Consider the following 18,362-nt stretch of genomic DNA (forward strand, 5'->3'; position numbering starts at 1 on the left):
TATCGCCGGAAGCCGGCTCCTAGTGGGATTTGTGCGTTGTAGGCGCTGGCTTGCCAGCGATCGCGATCTGAAGGCCCCGGCAGAGTCCGGGGCCTTATCGCAGGTGAGGGGTTAGCGGACGTTGAGGGTGATGTTGACCCGGGTCAGCCACTCCGCTTCCAGGGCGAAGTCGGCTTGGGTCAGTTGGTTTTCGTCCAGCCAGTTTTCCGGGAACACCACGTCCAACTGGTCGCCGTTGGCGCTGAGCTTCACCTGGGGCATTTCCTGGGTGCCGCGGATGTGGTGGAACAGGATCGCAAAACGCAGCAACACGCACAGGCGGATCAGCTTGATCCCGTCATCGCCGAACTCGGCGAACTTTTCCTTGGGAATATTGCGCCGGTGGCCACGCACCAGCAGCGCCAGCATTTGCTGGTCCTCGCGGGAGAAGCCGGCCAGGTCCGAGTGCTCGATCAGGTAGGCGCCGTGCTTGTGGTAGTGGTAGTGGGCGATGTCCAGGCCCACTTCGTGGACTTTGGCTGCCCAGCCCAGCAACTCGCGCCAGACGCCGTCTTCCAGGTCCCAGTCCTCCGCCACTTGGTCGAAGGCATGCAGCGCTTTGCGCTCGACGCGTGCGGCTTGCTCCTGATCCACGTGGTAGCGCTCCATCAGCGAGGTGAGGGTGCGTTCGCGCACGTCCTCGTGATGATGGCGGCCCAGCAGGTCGTAGAGCACGCCTTCACGCAGTGCCCCTTCGCAATGGTCCATGCGTTGCAATTCGAGGGCATCGAAGATGGCTTCGAGAATCGCCAGGCCCGCCGGGAAAATGGTCCGGCGGTCCGGCTTGATGCCTTCGAAGTCGATCTTGTCGGCTTCGCCCAGCTTGAACAGCTTGCGCTTGAGCCACGCCAGGCCTTCGGCGTTGACTTCACCAGTGCCGTGGCCGCCGGCCTTGAGGGCCAGGCCGATGGCGCGGATGGTGCCGGACGAGCCGATGGCCTCATCCCAGGTCAGGCGGTGCAGGGCATGCTCGATGCTCATGATTTCCAGGCGCGCCGCGGTGTACGCCTGGGCGTAGCGGGCCGGGGTGATCTTGCCGTCGCGGAAATAACGCTGGGTGAAGCTCACGCAGCCCATCTGCAGGCTTTCCCGCAGCAGGGGTTCGAAACGCTGGCCAATGATGAACTCGGTACTGCCGCCGCCAATGTCGGCCACCAGGCGCTTGCCCGGGGTGTCGGCGAGGGTGTGGGAGACACCGAGGTAAATAAGACGGGCTTCTTCTCGGCCGGAGATGACTTCCACCGGGTGGCCGAGGATTTCTTCGGCGCGGCGGATGAACTCGCCACGGTTGCGGGCTTCGCGCAGGGCGTTGGTGCCGACAATGCGCACGGCGCCCAGGGGCATGCCGTTGATCAGCTGGGCAAAGCGCTTGAGGCAATCGAGCCCGCGCTGCATGGACTCTTCGTTGAGCTGGCGTTCTTCGTTGATACCGGCGGCCAGCTGAACCTTTTCACCGAGCCGTTCGAGAATGCGGATTTCACCGTTCTGGGCCTTGGCCACGACCATGTGGAAGCTGTTGGAGCCCAGGTCGATGGCAGCGATCAGGGACAGATTCTTGGCTTGGGATTGCGGCATGGTTTGGGGGTCTCGGTCGATAACCTCGCCATCGTGCCACGATCAATCGCTCGCGCCAACGCGCAGTGTTTAATGCGTTGATTCAGCGCATAAAAGCCTTGGCTGGGCGAACTGCCGCCGGGCACCGGCCAGCCGGCTGCCACAGCGGCGGGGCGTCAAGCGTGCTCGTTGCTGCCAATGAAGTTCGCCAGCTCCGGCGTCTGCGGTTTGGCGAACAGCTCCTTGGGGTCGCCCACTTCATGCACCTTGCCCTGGTGCATGAACACCAGCTTGTCGCCCACTTCCCGGGCAAAGCGCATCTCGTGGGTCACCATGATCAGGGTCATGCCGTCCTTGGCCAGCTGGCGCACCACGCTGAGCACTTCATTGACCAGTTCCGGGTCGAGCGCCGAGGTGATTTCGTCGCACAGCAGCACCTTCGGCGACATCGCCAGGGCGCGGGCGATGGCCACCCGTTGTTGCTGGCCGCCGGACAGCCGGTCGGGGAAGGCGTCGAACTTCTCCGCCAGGCCGACCCGGGTCAGCATCTGCCGCGCCAGTTCGGCGGCTCGGGCCTTGGGCACCTTTTGCACCACTTGCGGGGCAAGCATCACGTTCTCGCCCACGGTCAGGTGCGGGAACAGGTTGAACTGCTGGAACACCATGCCGACTTTCTGCCGCAGGCTGCGCAAGTCGGCGCGGGCGGCGTCCAGGTATTCGCCATCGACTTCGATGACCCCGTCGTTGATCGACTCCAGGCCGTTGAGGGTGCGCAGCAGGGTGCTTTTGCCCGAGCCGCTGCGGCCGATGATCGCCACCACCTGACCCTCGTCGATGCTGAGGTCGATGCCTTTGAGCACATGATGGTCGCCGTAATACTTATGCAGGGCGGAAATTCTAAGCAGAGGCATGCAGTCTCCTTTCCAGGTAGCGCGCACTGAGGGACAAGGGGTAGCAAAGCAGGAAGTAACCGAGGGCCACCAAGCCGTACACCATGAAGGGTTCGAAGGTGGCGTTGGCCAACATGCCGCCGGTTTTGGTCAGTTCGGTGAAGCCGATGATCGAGGTCACGGCGGTGCCTTTGACCACCTGCACCGAGAAGCCCACGGTGGGCGCCACGGCGATGCGCAGGGCTTGGGGCAGGATCACGTAGCGCAGTTGCTCATAAGGGTTCAGGGCCAGGCTCGACGAGGCTTCCCATTGACCATGAGGGATCGACTCGACGCAGCCGCGCCAGATCTCTGCCAGGTAGGCACTGGTGAACAGGGTCAGGGCGATGGCCGCGGCCAGCCAGGGCGAGATATCCACCCCCAGCAAGGCGACACCGAAGAACACCAGGAACAGCTGCATCAACAGCGGTGTGCCCTGGAACAGTTCTATATAGGTGCGGGCGAAGCCGCTGGCGAAGCGCTTGTGGGAGATGCGCAGGGTCATGATCAGCAGGCCGATCAGGCCGCCGCCGATAAATGCCACCAGCGACAGGGCCAGGGTCCATTGCAGGCCCACCAGCAGGTTGCGCAGGATGTCCCAGAAAGTGAAATCGCTCATTGGCTGCTCCTTGCGATGTAGCGTCGGCCGATCCAGTTCAGCAACTGGCGGATCAGCAAGGCCATGCACAGGTAAATGAGGGTGGTCAGGGCGTAGGTTTCAAAGGCGCGGAAGTTGCGCGATTGAATGAAGTTGGCGGCAAAGCTCAATTCCTCGGTGGCGATCTGCGAACAGACTGCCGAACCCAGCATGACGATGATGATCTGGCTGCTCAGGGCGGGCCAGACCTTGCCCAGCGCCGGCAGCAGGACCACGTAGCGGAAGGCTTCCATGCGCGTCATGGCCAGGGCTGCCGCGGCCTCCAGTTGACCCTTGGGGATCGCCTGGATGCCGGCGCGGATGATTTCCGTGGAATAGGCGCCGAGGTTGATCACCATCGCCAGCACCGCCGCCTGCCACTCGGAAATCTGCACGCCCAGGGACGGCAGGCCGAAGAAGATAAAGAACAGCTGCACCAGAAAGGGCGTGTTGCGGATCAGCTCGACGTAGACGCCAAAGATCGCCGAGAGGGGCTGGATCTTCCAGGCCCGCACCAAGGCGCCGATGATCCCCAGGCCCACCCCGAACACGGCGCCGATGGCGGTCAGCTCCAAGGTGAACAGGGCGCCGCGCAGGAGCAGGCCGGTGTTTTCCAGCACCGGGAGAAAGTCGAACTGATAAGCCATGGATAACCTCCGGGGCCGGGATCAGAGGTCAGCCGGCAGCGGCTCTTTGAGCCACAGCTGGGAGTTCTTTTCCAGGGCGCCGTCGGCTTTGCCGGCCGCGAGGATCTGGTTGACCTTGGCCAGCAGCTCCGGCTGGTTCTTGTTCACGCCGACGTAGACCGGGGAGTCCTTGAGCTTGACCTTCATCGCCGGAATGCGTTTCGGGTTGCGCTCGCTGATGGCCACCATCACCACGTTGCCGCTGGCGATCAGGTCGACCTGGCCGGCGAGGTAGGCGGCGATGGTCGAGTTGTTGTCTTCGAAGCGCTTGATGGTCACGCCCTGGGGCGCCACGTTGGTCAGCTCGATGTCTTCGATGGCGCCGCGGGTGACGCTGATGGTCTTGCCTTTCAGGTCGTCGAGGGTGGTGACGCTGGCATCAGGCGGGCCGAACACGGCCAGGTAGAACGGCGCGTAGGCGTGGGAGAAGTCGATGACCTTTTCCCGTTCCGGGTTCTTGCCGAGGCTGGAGATCACCAGGTCGACCTTGCCGGTGGTCAGGAAAGGAATGCGGTTGGTGCTGTTGACCGGGGTCAGTTCGAGTTTGACCTTGAGCTGGTCGGCCAGCAGTTTTGCGGTGTCGATGTCCAGGCCGCGCGGCTTCATGTCCGGGCCCACCGAGCCGAAGGGCGGGAAGTCCTGTGGCACGGCTACCTTGAGGGTGCCGCGGGCGAGCACATCGTCCAGGCCATTGGCGTGGGCTGGGGCCTGGCTCAGCACCAGGCTGGCGAACAAGGCAGAGAGCAGGACGCTGAAACGCTTGGACATGGCAATTCTCCGGGAGGGGCGGGAAGTGTTTTCTGCGTTGCGACACAGCACAGCCCATGCCAAAACCACATAAATCCGCGCAAAGGCCGGGTTTTGCTGGTGTTGCTCGGTCTTACTGGTCTGAACAGTTGAATGGGTTTTCGCACCCTTATCGGGCGTCGCCTGTAGGTGCCGAACCCCCATGGGGCACGACTTGCCGGGCCCGGCGAATAGCTTTACAACTAGGTTTTTCCTGGACTGACCAGCCTGAACTCTATGAACTCCATCAACCGCGCCGTACCTGAAGTGGCGCTGCAAGCCATCCGCCAACTGATCACCGAACAGGGCTTCGGGCCCGGGGATGCGCTGCCCTCGCAGCGTGACCTGGCCGTGCAACTGGGGGTGAGCCGGGCGTCATTGCGTGAGGCGTTGTCGTCCCTGAGCGCGCTTGGGGTGATCAGCGTGCAGCCGGGCAAGGGGGTGTTTGTCCAGGCGCCGGAGCCGCCGGTCGTCGGCGCCGGCTTGAGTTGGCCGTTCGCTGCCCAGGCGTCACCTGTGGATATCTTTCAACTGCGCTATGCCCTGGAAGGCTTTGCCGCCGGGCTGGCGGCGGTGACCCTGACCGCCGATGAGCTGGACGCCTTGCAGGACAACGTTGAGGCGATGCGCCTGGAATTGCGCGCGGCGGACTTTGAAGCGGCGGCGCGGCTGGACTTCGAGTTTCACCAGAAGATCCTCCTGGCCAGCGGCAACCAGGCGATGTTGAGCATCCTCAGCACCAGTGCGCAGATGTTCCTGGAAAGCCAGAAGCTACCGTTCATCCGACCCGAGCGGGCCATGGAAACCTGGCAGGAGCACCGCAAGATCCTCCGGGGGCTGGCCCGGCATGCGTCGGGGGCGGCGCAAAAAGCCATGCAGGAGCATGTCCGGGGCGCGGCCCTGCGTACCGGAATTGCCTTTGTCACCCCTGCCAGTTCCTGAGCCCGACGATACCCAGACTCATGGAGCGTCATAGCGAGAGTCAATCATCTCCGGCTTCCTGAACGGGGTAAGGGCGGATATGATGGGTCACGTTTTTTTGCTTACAACCTGGAGACTTCCATGAGCAGCGATCTTATCAAACACGTTAGCGACGCTAGCTTCGAGGCCGACGTACTCAAGGCCGAAGGCGCTGTACTGGTCGACTACTGGGCTGAATGGTGCGGCCCTTGCAAAATGATCGCTCCGGTTCTGGACGAAATCGCTGAGACCTACAAAGGCAAGCTGACCGTTGCCAAACTGAACATCGACGAGAACCAGGAAACCCCTGCCAAGCACGGCGTGCGTGGTATCCCGACGCTGATGCTGTTCAAGAACGGCAACGTCGAAGCCACTAAAGTCGGCGCTCTGTCGAAGTCGCAACTGGCTGCTTTCCTCGACGCCAACATCTAAACGGCGTTGTCAGAAACGGTCAAAAAAAGCCCCGCAAATTGCGGGGCTTTTTCATGATTGAGGGCTAGACGCTCAGAAACTCAGGTGTTACATTCGGCCCCGCACTGGTTTCTCCACTGCCCCCTGCATGCCGTCGCCGACGCTCTCCTTTCGAACAAGTACGCGATCCTGTCGCCTTCTCTGCGGCGCGGCCTCATTAAGCCAAAAGCTTAATTTCCCCCCCTCCATAAATGATTACGTCATTCCTATATGAATCTGACTGAACTCAAGCAAAAGCCGATTACCGAACTGCTCGAATTGGCCGAACAGATGGGCATAGAAAATATGGCCCGTTCGCGCAAGCAGGACGTGATTTTCTCCCTGCTGAAAAAGCACGCGAAAAGCGGTGAGGAAATCTCCGGTGATGGCGTGCTGGAGATCCTCCAGGACGGCTTCGGCTTCCTTCGCTCCTCCGACGCTTCCTACCTGGCCGGCCCGGACGATATCTACGTCTCGCCAAGCCAGATCCGTCGCTTCAACTTGCGCACCGGTGACACCATCGTTGGCAAGATCCGCCCTCCCAAGGAAGGCGAGCGTTACTTCGCGCTGCTCAAGGTCGACACGATCAACTACGATCGTCCCGAGAACGCCAAGAACAAGATTCTGTTTGAAAACCTGACGCCGCTGTTCCCGACCGTGCGCATGAAGATGGAAGCCGGCAACGGTTCCACTGAAGACTTGACCGGTCGTGTCATCGACCTGTGCGCGCCGATCGGTAAAGGCCAGCGTGGCCTGATCGTTGCTCCGCCGAAGGCGGGCAAGACCATCATGCTGCAGAACATCGCCGCCAACATCACCCGTAACAACCCTGAAGTTCATCTGATCGTGTTGCTGATCGACGAGCGTCCGGAAGAAGTAACCGAAATGCAGCGCACCGTGCGCGGCGAAGTGGTTGCCTCTACCTTCGACGAGCCGCCGACCCGCCACGTGCAGGTTGCCGAAATGGTGATCGAGAAGGCCAAGCGCCTGGTCGAGCACAAGAAGGACGTAGTGATCCTGCTGGACTCCATCACCCGTCTGGCCCGTGCCTACAACACCGTGATCCCGAGCTCCGGCAAGGTACTGACCGGTGGTGTCGATGCCCACGCCCTGGAGAAACCGAAGCGTTTCTTCGGCGCCGCGCGGAATATCGAAGAAGGCGGCTCGCTGACCATTATCGCCACCGCGCTGGTTGAAACCGGCTCGAAGATGGATGAAGTGATCTACGAAGAGTTCAAGGGTACCGGCAACATGGAGCTGCCTCTGGACCGCAAAATCGCTGAAAAGCGCGTCTTCCCGGCTATCAACATCAACCGTTCCGGCACCCGCCGCGAAGAGTTGCTGACCGCCGACGACGAGTTGCAGCGCATGTGGATCCTGCGCAAGCTCCTGCATCCTATGGATGAAGTCGCTGCCATCGAGTTCCTGGTCGACAAGCTGAAACAGACCAAGACCAACGATGAGTTCTTCCTGTCGATGAAGCGCAAGTAAATCGATCAGGCCAGCAAGAGCCGGGGAAACCCGGCTTTTTGCTATCTGACTTTCTCTATTCTGAACCTGTGGGTTCGGCGCTAAACTGCCTGCCCCGAACGCCACGGCCAAAAAACGAGGCTTACGCATGCAGTATCGCGACTTGCGCGACTTTATCAGCGGCCTGGAACAGCGCGGCGAGCTCAAGCGCATCCAGGTTCCGGTGTCCCCAGTGCTGGAAATGACCGAGGTCTGCGATCGCACCTTGCGTGCCAAAGGTCCGGCCCTGCTGTTCGAAAACCCCACCGGTTATGACATCCCTGTGCTCGGCAACCTGTTCGGTACCCCCGAGCGCGTGGCCCTGGGCATGGGCGCAGAGGCCGTCAGCGAGCTGCGGGAAATCGGCAAGCTGCTGGCCTTCCTCAAGGAGCCGGAACCGCCCAAGGGCTTGAAAGACGCCTGGTCCAAGCTGCCGATCTTCCGCAAGATCATTGCCATGGCGCCCAAGGTGGTGAAGGACGCGGTGTGCCAGGAAGTGGTCATCGAAGGCGACGACGTCGACCTGGCGATGCTGCCGGTGCAGACCTGCTGGCCAGGGGACGTCGGTCCGCTGATCACCTGGGGCCTGACCGTGACCAAGGGGCCGAACAAGGACCGGCAGAACCTGGGCATTTATCGTCAGCAGGTGATCGGCCGCAACAAGGTGATCATGCGTTGGCTGAGCCACCGTGGCGGCGCTCTGGATTATCGCGAGTGGTGTGAGAAGAACCCGGGCCAGCCGTTCCCGGTATCGGTGGCCCTGGGTGCTGACCCGGCGACCATTCTCGGCGCGGTGACCCCGGTGCCGGACAGCCTGTCCGAGTACGCGTTTGCCGGCCTGTTGCGGGGCAACCGCACCGAGTTGGTGAAATGCCGGGGCAACGACCTGCAAGTACCGGCCACCGCAGAAATCATCCTGGAAGGGGTGATTCATCCGGGCGAGATGGCCGACGAAGGTCCTTACGGCGACCACACCGGCTACTACAACGAAGTCGACAGCTTCCCGGTGTTCACCGTGGAGCGCATCACCCACCGCATCAAGCCGATTTACCACAGTACCTACACCGGCCGTCCGCCGGATGAGCCGGCGATCCTCGGCGTGGCGCTGAACGAAGTGTTCGTGCCGATCCTGCAGAAGCAGTTCCCGGAAATCACCGACTTCTACCTGCCGCCAGAAGGCTGCTCGTACCGCATGGCGGTGGTGACCATGAAGAAGCAGTACCCGGGCCACGCCAAGCGCGTGATGCTGGGCGTCTGGTCGTTTTTGCGACAGTTCATGTACACCAAGTTCGTTATCGTCACCGACGACGATATCAACGCCCGTGACTGGAACGACGTGATCTGGGCCATCACCACGCGCATGGACCCCAAGCGCGACACGGTGATGATCGACAACACGCCGATCGACTACCTCGACTTCGCCTCGCCGGTGTCTGGCCTGGGTTCGAAGATGGGGCTCGATGCCACCCACAAGTGGCCTGGCGAAACCACCCGTGAGTGGGGCCGGGTCATCGTCAAGGATGAGGCGGTCACCCGCCGGATCGATGCCATCTGGAATCAGTTAGGAATAGATTGATGCGTGTAACCTTGCAGCCCTCCGGAGCAGTGCTTGAGACATTGCCCGGCGAGCGGATTCTCGATGCGGCGCGGCGTCTGGGCTATGAATGCCCGCAGAGCTGTCGCAATGGCAACTGCCACGTGTGTGCAGCCTTGCTGGTGGAAGGCCGGGTGCAACAGGCCGGTGATGTGCGTGATCACGGTGAGTTCTATACCTGCATCGCCGAGCCGCTGGAGGACTGCATTGTGCTCTGGGATGGCGTTCTGGCGCTGGGCGAGCTGCCGGTTCGCAGCCTGTCGTGCCAACTGACCGAGTGCCTGGAGGTGGGCGGCGACGTCTGGCGCGTGCGACTGCGGGCGCCAGCTGGCAAACCGCCGCGTTATCACGCCGGGCAGTACCTGATGCTGGAGCGGGACAACGGCGAGAAGTCGGCCTTCTCCCTGGCATCGGCGCCTCACAGTGGCCGTGATCTGGAACTGCATGTGCTGGTGCGCGAAAACAGTGCGCAAACCCTGCTCCAGCAGTTGCAGCGCAACGGCATGGCCCGGGTCGAGCTGCCGTATGGCGACACCCACTTGGCGGAGCTGCCGGACGGGCCTCTGGTGCTGATCGCTGCGGGCACCGGCATGGCGCAGATGCACAGCCTGATCGAGCACTGCCGGGCCCGGGGGTTCAAGCACCCGGTGCACCTGTATTGGGGGGTGCGCCGGCCGGAGGATTTCTACCAGCTGGAGCATTGGCAGGACTGGCAGCAAACGCCCAACCTCTTCCTGCACAAGGTGGTCAGCGATCTCTGCGGCTGGGAAGGGCGCTGCGGCATGCTGCATGAAGCGGTCTGCGAGGACATCGCTGACCTGTCGGCGGTGCATGTCTATGCCAGCGGTTCGCCGGCGATGATCTATGCCACCCTGGATGCCCTGGTCAACGCCGGGATGGATGCCCACCAGATGCGCGCCGACGTGTTTGCCTACGCCCCCCGGCCCTGAAGTACTCAGGGCGACACCCTTCGTTATAACTGCGTATATAGCCTATTGGTATTTAGTTAATTGATTAAATACCGGTAGGTTATATATCGCGCTCCAACTTACTTTACATCCGCTTGATGGCACTTAACTTGCCTTAAAACTTATGTGTCTTGAAGTTACTGCTGCGCGTTCTATTCAGTAATTCTCTATATGCGAGGAGCCGAACGCTATTCGCCATGACCGCCATTGAAAACAGTTTCTCGAGCCTGGCTTACCCTCCGCGACTTGATCTGGGGCCGCAGCTGACCCACGAGCAATTGCTCAGCTCAATGCAATCCACCATGTCCCGGCACAAAGGCGGCCCGGTCTGGCTATTCGCCTACGGTTCACTGATCTGGCGGCCCGAGTGCTCGGCGGTCGAGCGCATGCGTGGAAGGGTTCATGGCTACCACCGCGGGTTGTACCTGTGGTCCCACGAGCATCGGGGCACGCCGGAGTTGCCGGGGCTGGTGCTGGGGCTGGATCGCGGCGGTTCTTGCAGTGGTTTTGCCTATCGCTTGCCTGCTGAGCAACTGGAGGCCTCGCTGTATGCCCTGTGGCAACGCGAGATGCCTTACCCGTCGTATCGTCCGCACTGGCTCAATTGCCGGCTTGAGGATGGCCAGCAGGTCCAGGCCTTGGGGTTTGTGCTGGAGCGGCACCTGCCCAGCTACGCCGGCAATCTGCCGGATCACGTGCTGAGCCAGGTGTTTGAAAGCGCCTGCGGGCGTTATGGCACCACCCGTGATTACGTCGAGCAGACCGTGCATGCCTTGCGCAGCCACGCCATGCCCGACCGCAACCTGGAAGCGCGGCTGCAACGCTGCAAGTCCTCAGCCGCTTACTGAGCGTCTCAACGAACCTGCACCACCACCTTGCCCACGGCCTTGCGTTGCCCCAGGTCGTTGATGGCCTGTGGTGCGTCGGCCAAGGGATAGACCTTGGACACCAAAGGCTTGAGCTTGCCCTCGGCGAACCAGCCGAACAGTTGCTGGAAGTTGGCGGCATTGTCTTCGGGCTGGCGCTGGGCAAATGAGCCCCAGAACACACCGATCACGGCCGCGCCCTTGAGCAGGGCCAGGTTCACCGGCAGCTCCGGGATGCGTCCGCTGGCAAACCCCACCACCAGCAGGCGGCCGTTCCAGGCAATGGAGCGGATGGCCTGGTCGAACAAGTCGCCCCCCACCGGGTCGTAAATCACGTCCACGCCGTTGCCGTCAGTGAGGCGCTTGATCTCGTCCTTGAGGTTGCTTTCGCTGTAGTTGATCAGCTCATCGGCCCCGGCTGCCTTGGCCACTTCGAGCTTCTCGGCGCTGCTGGCGGCGGCGATCACCCGGGCACCCATGGCTTTGCCGATCTCCACGGCGGCCAGGCCCACACCACCCGAAGCGCCGAGCACCAGCAGGGTCTCCCCGGGCTGCAGGTTGCCGCGCTGCTTGAGGGCGTGCATCGAAGTGCCGTACGTCATGCTGAAGGCGGCGGCGGTGTTGAAGTCCATGGCCGCCGGGATCGGCAGCACGTTGTAGCCGGGCACCGCCACCTGCTCGGCAAAGCTGCCCCAGCCGGTCAGGGCCATGACCCGGTCGCCGACCTTGAGGTGGCTGACCTTTTCCCCCACGGCACTGACCACTCCAGAAGCCTCGCCACCCGGGGAGAACGGGAAGGGCGGCTTGAACTGGTATTTGCCCTCGATGATCAGCGTGTCCGGGAAGTTGACCCCGGCCGCATGCACCTCCAGGAGAATTTCGTTCTTCTTCGGCGCAGGACTCGCGACGTCTTCCAGCACCAGCGTTTCGGCGGGGCCGAAGGCTTTGCACAGCACGGCTTTCATCAGGGCTATTCCTTTGGGAGTGGTGGCCGATAAGTGTAAGTGTGTGATCAAAGCGGTCAACGAGCATGCCCGGTCCTGATAGCCAGCCATAAGCTTTGTGCTTGGGCTCTGGCGGGCGGGCCTTTATGCTAGGCCGTAAACCGGATAAGGAGCGAACTGTGAAAGCGTGGATCATGTTGATGCTGGCCCTGTCTCTGCCTGTGGCAGCCATGGCGGAAGAAGCCAAAGAGGGCGAAGGGGCACCGAAAGTCAGTTACCTCAGCCTGAACCCGCCGTTCGTGGGTAACTACGGCCTGGACGGTGGCCCGAAACTCAAGGTGTACAAGGCGGATGTGGCTTTGAAGGTCACGGGTGATCCAGCGGCCCAGGCGGTCAAGGCCAATGAGCCGTTGATCCGCAATCAGTTGGTGGCGTTGTTTGCCCAGCAAACCACCGAAACCATGAACAACGTCGAAGCCAAGGAAAAGCTGCGTCAGGAAGCCCTGAAGCAAGTGCAGCAAGTGATGAACGACGAGACCGGCAAGCCGGTGGTGGAAGACCTGTTGTTCAACAACCTGATCATCCAGTAATCCCGATGTTGTAGGGGCCGGCTTGCTGGCAGTGGTGGTCTTGAGGGCCCTATCGCTGGCAAACCAGCTCCTACAGGGGGCGTGTGCTGTTGTAGGAGCCGGCTTGCCGGCGCTATCGCGGCAAGCCAGGTCATGAGGCAAGGCTTTTACGGAAGCGTGCCAGGGCGACGGCGAAGAACAGCAAGCCGATCGCCGCCAGCGCCAGCAGGTCGGGCCAGACGACGCTGACCCCGGCATCGCGAAACAGGATCGCCGCGCTCAGGCTGACAAAATGCGTCGACGGCGAGCCCTGCATCACTCACTGCAGCCATTGCGGCATGCTGTCCAGCGGCGTGCTGCCGCCGGACAGCAGCAACATCGGGATGATCACCGGGATCGCCAGCAAGCCGAACTGTGGCGTCGAGCGGGCCAGGGTGGCGAGGAAAATCCCCAAGGCCGTGCTGGCAAACAGATACAGCGCGGTGACCATCAGGAACAGCGTCATCGACCCCGCCAGCGGCACCCCCAGCGCGCCTTTGACGATCACCTCCAGGGAGATCCAGGTGCACAGCACCACCACCAGCATGTTGCTCCAGATCTTCGCCAGCATGATTTCCAGCGCCGTCAGCGGCAGCACCAGCAAGTGGTCGAGGGTGCCGTGTTCGCGCTCGCGCAGCAGGGCGGTGCCGGTCAGCACAATGGCCAGGATGGTGATGTTGTTGACGATCTGGATCACCGCCAGAAACCAGCCACCTTCCAGGTTGGTGTTGAACAGGGCGCGGGTGGTCAGCAGCGCCGGTGCCTGGCTGGTCGCGGCGCCCTGGCCGCTGTAGTCCAGCAGCTCGCGCTGGAAGATTCGGCCGATATAACCCGCTCCCATAAAGGCCTGGCTCATGGCAGTGGCGTCCACGTTGACCTGCAACGCCGGTTGCCGTCCAGCCAGCAGGTCGCTCTGGAAGTTGGCCGGCACGTTGATCACGAAGGTGTACTGGCCGCTGTCCATGACCTGGTCCAGCCGGTCATAGGGCAGCAGCACGGCGGGCTGGAACTCCGGTGGTTGCAGGGCATCGGCCAGTTGCCGCGAGAGGTGGCTGCGGTCCTCGTCCACCAGGGCCACGCTGGCGTTGTGCACGCCGATCACCGAGCCGGCGGCGGGCATGTAGATCGCCACGGTAAAGGCATAGAACAGGAACAGCAGCAGGACGCTGTCATGGCGCAGGCTGGTGAGCTCTTTGAAGCCCAGGCGAAGGATGTGAGCGAACGTGTGCATCAAGCCTCCTGCTTTTTCAGCATGGCCAGGCTCAGCCCGGTGAAGCCAAGGAAGAAACCGAACAGCGCCAGGCATTGCGGCCACAGCTGGCGCAAGTCCAGGGCCTTGGTAAAGGTGCCGACCGCAATGTCGAGGAAGTGCCCGGCAGGGAACAGCTGCCCCATCAGCGCGGCGGTGCCTTCCAGGGACGAGCGCGGCACGATCAGCCCGGAGAACTGGATGGTCGGCAAGCTGGTGATGATCATGGTGCCGAGGATCGCCGCGATCTGGGTGCGGGTGAACGCCGAGATCAGCAGGCCCATGCTGGTGGTCGCCAGCACATAGAGCAGGCCGCCGAAGGCCAGGGTCAGGCCGCTGCCCTTGAAGGGCACGCCGAACAGCCAGCGGTTCATGGCCACCAGCAAGGCCAGGTTGATCAGGCTCACCAGCAGGTAAGGCGCCTGTTTACCGAGGAGGAACTCCAGGCGGGTCAGGGGTGTGGCGTAGAAGTTGGTGATCGACCCCAGCTCCTTCTCTCGAACGATGCCCAGGGCGGTGAGCATGGCCGGGATAAAGGCCAGGATCAGCGCCATTACCCCGGGGCCGATGGCGTTCACGCTGACCACATCCTGGTTGTAGCGAAAGCGGGTTTCCAGTTTGGCCGCCGCCCGCAGGTTCTGCGCCGGGCTGCTTTGCGCGGCCAGTTGTTCGAGGTTGGCCTGATGCACCGCCTCTACGTAGTTGCGGCTGGTCTCGGCGCGAAAGGGCATGCCGCCATCCAGCCAGGCGGCGACCACAGGTTGGCGCCCGGCGTAGAGGTCGCGGCCGAAGCCGGGGGGGATTTCCAGGGCCAGCTTGATGTCCGAGCGTTGCAGGCGTCGATGCAGCTCTGCCGGGTCGCGGATCGGTGCCTGCTCATCGAAGTAGCGCGAGCTGCGGAAGGCTTCCAGGTAGGCACGGCTTTGCGGGGTCTGGTCCTGGTCGTAGACGGCGAAGGCGAGTTTCTCCACGTCCAGGGAAATGCCGTAGCCGAAGATCACCATCATGAAAATCGCCCCTAGCAGGGCAAAGCCCAGGCGTACCTTGTCGCGCAACAGTTCCTTGCCTTCCCGGGTGGCCACCGCCAGCCAGCGCGCAACGCTGAAGCCCGATCGGTGGACAGGGGCGGCGCTGGGCGTCTCCTGATCCTCGGGGGCGGCGGCTGGCGTCGCCTCTACGGCACCCTGGGCCTGCTCCAGGCAGGTGACAAAGGCCGCTTCCAGGGTTTCGCCGGCGAACTGTTGCTGCAGCGCGGCCGGGGTGTCGCAGGCCAGCACCTTGCCGGCGTGCATCAGTGAGATGCGGTCGCAGCGCTGGGCTTCGTTCATGAAGTGTGTGGAGAGAAAGATCGTCACCCCTTGTTCCCGAGACAGCTCCACCAGCAGTCGCCAGAAGTCATCGCGGGCGGCCGGATCGACGCCGGAAGTCGGCTCATCGAGGATCAGCACTTCCGGGCGGTGCAGCACCGCCACCGCCAGGGACAGGCGCTGGCGCAAGCCCAGGGGCAGGGCGCCGGACGGCTGTTCGGCCATCGCTTGCAGGTCAAAACGCTGGATCAGTTCCTCGATCCGCTGGTCACCTTCGGCCTTCGGCAAGTCGAACAGGCGGGCGTGCAGCTCCAGGTTCTGACGCACGCTGAGTTCACCGTACAAGGAGAAGCTCTGGGACATGAAACCCACGCGCTTGCGGGTCGCCAGGTCCTTGGCATTGACCGGGTTGCCCAGCAGTTTGGCGCTGCCTTCAGTGGCCGGCATCAGCCCGGTGAGGACTTTCATGGTGGTGGTCTTGCCGCAGCCGTTGGAGCCCAGGAAGCCAAAGATCTCGCCGCGGCCGATGGCGAAGCTGACCTTGTCCACCGCGGTGAAGTCGCCAAAGCGCAGGGTCAGTTCGTGGGCCTCGATGGCAATGTCCTGGCGCTCGCCGCTGCGTGGCGGGATCACCAGCGGCTCATTGTCGTGGCCGTTGCTGCCCTGGAAGTGGGTAAAGGCGTCATCCAGTTTGCCGCTGGGGGTGCTGCTCGCCAGTTCGCGGCTGGTGCCTTGGGCGATCAGCTTGCCGCGATCGAGCATCAGGCAGTGTTCGAATTGCTCGGCCTCTTCCATGTAGGCCGTCGCCACCAGCAAGGTCAGTTGCGGGCGTTGCCGGCGCACCTCGTCCACCAGCTCCCAGAAATGCCGACGAGACAGTGGGTCGACCCCGGTGGTGGGTTCATCGAGGATCAACAGGTCCGGTTCATGGATCAACGCACAGCACAGCCCGAGCTTCTGCTTCATGCCGCCGGACAGCTTGCCCGCCGGGCGTTCGGCGAAGCGCAGCAGGTCGGTGGCCAGCAGCAGGTTATGCATGCGCTGCTCGCACTGTTGTTTAGACAGGCCGAACAGGGTGGCGAAAAAGCGGATGTTCTCGCTGATGGACAGTTCGGGGTACAGGTTGCCGCCCAAGCCCTGGGGCATGAAGGCGATGCGCGGATACAGGCTATTGCGATGCTTGCGCTGGGTAATGTCGCCGCCGAGCACTTCAAGTTGGCCCTGCTGGAGTTTTTTCACCCCGGCAATCAAACCCAGCAGGCTCGATTTGCCCGCGCCGTCAGGCCCGATCAGACCGCAGCGAGTGCCGGCTGGCAGGCTGAAGGCGATGTCGATCAGGGCCGGCTGTTGGCCATAGCGGTGGTGGATAGCGGTGGCTTGCAGCGCCAGGTCGCTCATTGCAGGTTGGCCGGCCAGTCCAGGGGGGCGGTGCGTACATAGCCGGCGCCGGGCATGCCCTGTTTGGCCTGGGGCACGGCGCTGGGTTCGATCAGGCGGACTTTGACCCGGAACACCAGCTTCTGCCGCTCATCGCGGGTTTCCACTTCTTTGGGGGTGAACTGGGATTTGGCGGCTACAAAGCTGATTTTGGCCTTCAACGGCTGGGCGGGCAGGGCGTCGAGGAGGATGCGGGCCTCGTCGCCCACGGTCAGGCGCCCGGTGACCGAGGCGGGCAGGTAGAGGTTCATGTATTGGTCGTTGGGGTCGATCAGCAGCAAAACCCGGCCGCCGGCACCCAGCACTTCACCGGGTTCGGCCAGGCGCAACTGGATGATGCCGTCGATCGGCGCGCGCAGGCTGCTGTCGTCAATCTCGCTGGTCAGTTGCGCAACCTGGGCCTGGGCGGCGCCGATGGCGGCCTTGACCGCCGCCACCTGGGCCTGGGCGGCCAGCACGGCGGCATTGCCGGTGTTCAGGCGGGCCTGCTGTTGGTCGATCAACTGCTGGCTGGCGAAACCGCGCCGAAACAGGGCCTGGGAGCGCCCGAGTTCCTGATGGGCCAGCAACAGTTCGCTCTGGCGCAGTTGCACATTGGCTTCGGCGGCGGCGAAGTTTTCCCGGGCGCGCACCACTTCGGCTTCAGCCTGGCTGCGTTGCGCTTCCAGGGTTCGGGTGTCCATGCGTGCCAGAAGCTGGTTCTTCAGCACCTTGTCGCCCTCGTTGACCCGCACTTCGGCCAGGCGCCCGGGGATTTTGCTGGCGATCTGCACTTCAGTGGCTTCAAGGCGGCCATTGCCCATGCTCAGGCCGTCGGGCAAACGGTCGCTGAGGGACTTCCAATAACCAAAGCCCCCTGCACCCAGCAGCAGAATCAATAAGGCAATGGCAAAAAGGCGGGAGGAACGGTGCTGGGTCGACATGGGAGCATCCTGCGGCTGAAGCGTCCTAGTTTGACGAGCCAAGCCTTGGGCGACTTGATGTTCGTCAACGCAAAGAGCGCCAGCCTAAACCTATTGCCTGGTGGATGCTTGGCTAGCGTGATTTAACGCAGGGCGAGCACGGCGGCCCATTGCTCGGCGGTGACCGGCATCACTGACAAGCGGCTGCCTTTTTGCACCAGGGGCAGTTCGGCGAGGGCGCTTTGTTGTTTCAGGTAGTCCAGACGCAGCACCTTGGCGAAGGTTTCGACATGGGCCACGTCGATGGCGCTCCAGGCGTTCTTCTCGGCGCTGGCCTTGGGGTCGAAGTAGTGGCTTTCAGGTTCCAGGGCGGTGGGGTCGGGGTAGGCGGCCTGGATGATTCGGCCGATCCCGGCAATGCCCGGCTCGGGGCAACTGGAGTGGTAAAAGAAGAAGGCGTCGCCCACCGCCATCGCCCTCAGGAAGTTGCGTGCCTGGTAATTGCGTACGCCGTCCCAGCGGGCTTCGCCGAGGCGCTCCAAGTCCTGGATCGACAGTTCTTCCGGCTCGGACTTCATCAGCCAATAGGCCATCGTGTGTGCTCTCCAGGGGCAATTGGACAAGTTGTCGGGCAATTTTATGACAAACCGACAGTCGGTTGACGCCAGCATTTGCGTGTGGGTTCACGTTATCGCAAAATGCCGGGATTTTAAGCTTGACGCTGCTGCACGGCCTAATAATGGAAACCGCTGCTGTCATCGTGTGTGAAGTGCCTGAGGGGGGCAATCGATGAAACGCAAACCGGATTTACTATGGATGTTGGTTATTTTGTTCGGTTTGGGTGTGGTCACAACGGGTTATGCGCAAAGTCTGTGGTCGAACAAGACAGACGCTCCCATCGAAATCGCACAGCAACAGCAACCTTTCAAGCGTTGAT

At 62.4% G+C, this 18,362-nt stretch carries 17 protein-coding genes and 1 pseudogene; 8 read left to right on the forward strand and 10 right to left on the reverse strand.

All coding sequences use genetic code 11. The features are described 5' to 3' along the window. Positions 1-111: 111 nt before the first annotated feature. The 5 genes from ppx to M1B34_RS12965 all read right to left on the reverse strand — a co-directional run bounded on the left by ppx (position 112) and on the right by M1B34_RS12965 (position 4,613). Positions 112-1,614, reverse strand: a complete 1,503-nt coding sequence (gene ppx, locus M1B34_RS12945; protein ID WP_123327755.1) for an exopolyphosphatase — start codon at positions 1,612-1,614, stop codon at positions 112-114. 155 nt (positions 1,615-1,769) lie between these two features. Then, on the reverse strand, positions 1,770-2,504 hold the full coding sequence (locus M1B34_RS12950) for an amino acid ABC transporter ATP-binding protein (RefSeq protein ID WP_268265335.1): 735 nt from the start codon (positions 2,502-2,504) through the stop codon (positions 1,770-1,772). After that, entirely contained in the window at positions 2,491-3,141 is a 651-nt protein-coding gene (locus tag M1B34_RS12955) for an amino acid ABC transporter permease (protein WP_123327753.1), read from the reverse strand. Before M1B34_RS12955 ends, M1B34_RS12950 begins: the two co-directional genes overlap by 14 nt. Continuing rightward, positions 3,138-3,806: an amino acid ABC transporter permease gene (locus M1B34_RS12960; RefSeq protein ID WP_268265336.1), complete on the reverse strand. Its 669-nt coding sequence runs from the start codon at positions 3,804-3,806 to the stop codon at positions 3,138-3,140. Before M1B34_RS12960 ends, M1B34_RS12955 begins: the two co-directional genes overlap by 4 nt. A 21-nt stretch (positions 3,807-3,827) precedes the next feature. Then, a complete protein-coding gene (locus tag M1B34_RS12965; RefSeq protein WP_123327751.1) occupies positions 3,828-4,613 on the reverse strand; it encodes a transporter substrate-binding domain-containing protein in 786 nt (261 codons plus the stop codon). A 255-nt stretch (positions 4,614-4,868) separates the two neighbouring features. Between M1B34_RS12965 and M1B34_RS12970 the strand changes: the two genes are divergently transcribed. The 6 genes from M1B34_RS12970 (at position 4,869) to M1B34_RS12995 (ending at position 10,960) form a co-directional block, all read left to right on the forward strand. Further along, positions 4,869-5,573: a FadR/GntR family transcriptional regulator gene (locus M1B34_RS12970; protein ID WP_123327750.1), complete on the forward strand. Its 705-nt coding sequence runs from the start codon at positions 4,869-4,871 to the stop codon at positions 5,571-5,573. A gap of 120 nt (positions 5,574-5,693) precedes the next feature. After that, a complete protein-coding gene (gene trxA / locus M1B34_RS12975) occupies positions 5,694-6,023 on the forward strand; it encodes a thioredoxin TrxA (protein WP_003206727.1) in 330 nt (109 codons plus the stop codon). 249 nt (positions 6,024-6,272) lie between these two features. Next, positions 6,273-7,532, forward strand: a complete 1,260-nt coding sequence (rho, locus tag M1B34_RS12980; RefSeq protein WP_017125454.1) for a transcription termination factor Rho — start codon at positions 6,273-6,275, stop codon at positions 7,530-7,532. A gap of 127 nt (positions 7,533-7,659) precedes the next feature. Further along, on the forward strand, positions 7,660-9,126 hold the full coding sequence (ubiD, locus tag M1B34_RS12985; RefSeq protein WP_123327749.1) for a 4-hydroxy-3-polyprenylbenzoate decarboxylase: 1,467 nt from the start codon (positions 7,660-7,662) through the stop codon (positions 9,124-9,126). After that, a complete protein-coding gene (locus M1B34_RS12990; RefSeq protein ID WP_268265337.1) occupies positions 9,126-10,094 on the forward strand; it encodes a CDP-6-deoxy-delta-3,4-glucoseen reductase in 969 nt (322 codons plus the stop codon). Before ubiD ends, M1B34_RS12990 begins: the two co-directional genes overlap by 1 nt. A 215-nt stretch (positions 10,095-10,309) precedes the next feature. Further along, complete coding sequence (locus M1B34_RS12995; RefSeq protein WP_268262671.1) at positions 10,310-10,960, forward strand: gamma-glutamylcyclotransferase; 651 nt, start codon at positions 10,310-10,312, stop codon at positions 10,958-10,960. A 5-nt stretch (positions 10,961-10,965) separates the two neighbouring features. Here M1B34_RS12995 and M1B34_RS13000 read toward each other — a convergent pair whose 3' ends face one another. Further along, entirely contained in the window at positions 10,966-11,943 is a 978-nt protein-coding gene (locus M1B34_RS13000; protein ID WP_268265338.1) for an NADPH:quinone oxidoreductase family protein, read from the reverse strand. 158 nt (positions 11,944-12,101) lie between these two features. Between M1B34_RS13000 and M1B34_RS13005 the strand changes: the two genes are divergently transcribed. Then, positions 12,102-12,512 carry a flagellar basal body-associated protein FliL gene (locus M1B34_RS13005; RefSeq protein ID WP_123327745.1) on the forward strand — a complete coding sequence of 137 codons (411 nt, stop codon included), beginning with the start codon at positions 12,102-12,104 and terminating at the stop codon, positions 12,510-12,512. Between the two features lie 130 nt (positions 12,513-12,642). On the opposite strand, the pseudogene M1B34_RS13010 reads toward M1B34_RS13005, so the two are convergent. The 4 genes and pseudogenes from M1B34_RS13010 to M1B34_RS13025 all read right to left on the reverse strand — a co-directional run bounded on the left by M1B34_RS13010 (position 12,643) and on the right by M1B34_RS13025 (position 18,018). Then, positions 12,643-13,761 (reverse strand): annotated as a pseudogene (locus tag M1B34_RS13010) (ABC transporter permease). After that, positions 13,761-16,484: a ribosome-associated ATPase/putative transporter RbbA gene (gene rbbA, locus M1B34_RS13015; RefSeq protein WP_123327743.1), complete on the reverse strand. Its 2,724-nt coding sequence runs from the start codon at positions 16,482-16,484 to the stop codon at positions 13,761-13,763. The pseudogene M1B34_RS13010 and the gene rbbA overlap by 1 nt, the downstream one beginning before the upstream one ends. Further along, the gene (locus tag M1B34_RS13020) at positions 16,481-17,446 is read right to left on the reverse strand and encodes an HlyD family secretion protein (protein WP_268265339.1); all 966 of its coding nucleotides are present in this window, start codon (positions 17,444-17,446) and stop codon (positions 16,481-16,483) included. Before M1B34_RS13020 ends, rbbA begins: the two co-directional genes overlap by 4 nt. Positions 17,447-17,568: 122 nt before the next feature. Beyond that, positions 17,569-18,018, reverse strand: coding sequence for an EVE domain-containing protein (locus tag M1B34_RS13025; protein WP_268265340.1), 450 nt, complete (start codon positions 18,016-18,018; stop codon positions 17,569-17,571). A 196-nt stretch (positions 18,019-18,214) separates the two neighbouring features. Here M1B34_RS13025 and M1B34_RS13030 point away from each other — a divergent pair, with 196 nt between their 5' ends. Continuing rightward, positions 18,215-18,361: a hypothetical protein gene (locus M1B34_RS13030; protein ID WP_268262677.1), complete on the forward strand. Its 147-nt coding sequence runs from the start codon at positions 18,215-18,217 to the stop codon at positions 18,359-18,361. The last annotated feature ends 1 nt before the right edge of the window (position 18,362 follow it).

Source organism: Pseudomonas morbosilactucae (assembly GCF_023241715.1).
Lineage (GTDB): Bacteria > Pseudomonadota > Gammaproteobacteria > Pseudomonadales > Pseudomonadaceae > Aquipseudomonas > Aquipseudomonas morbosilactucae.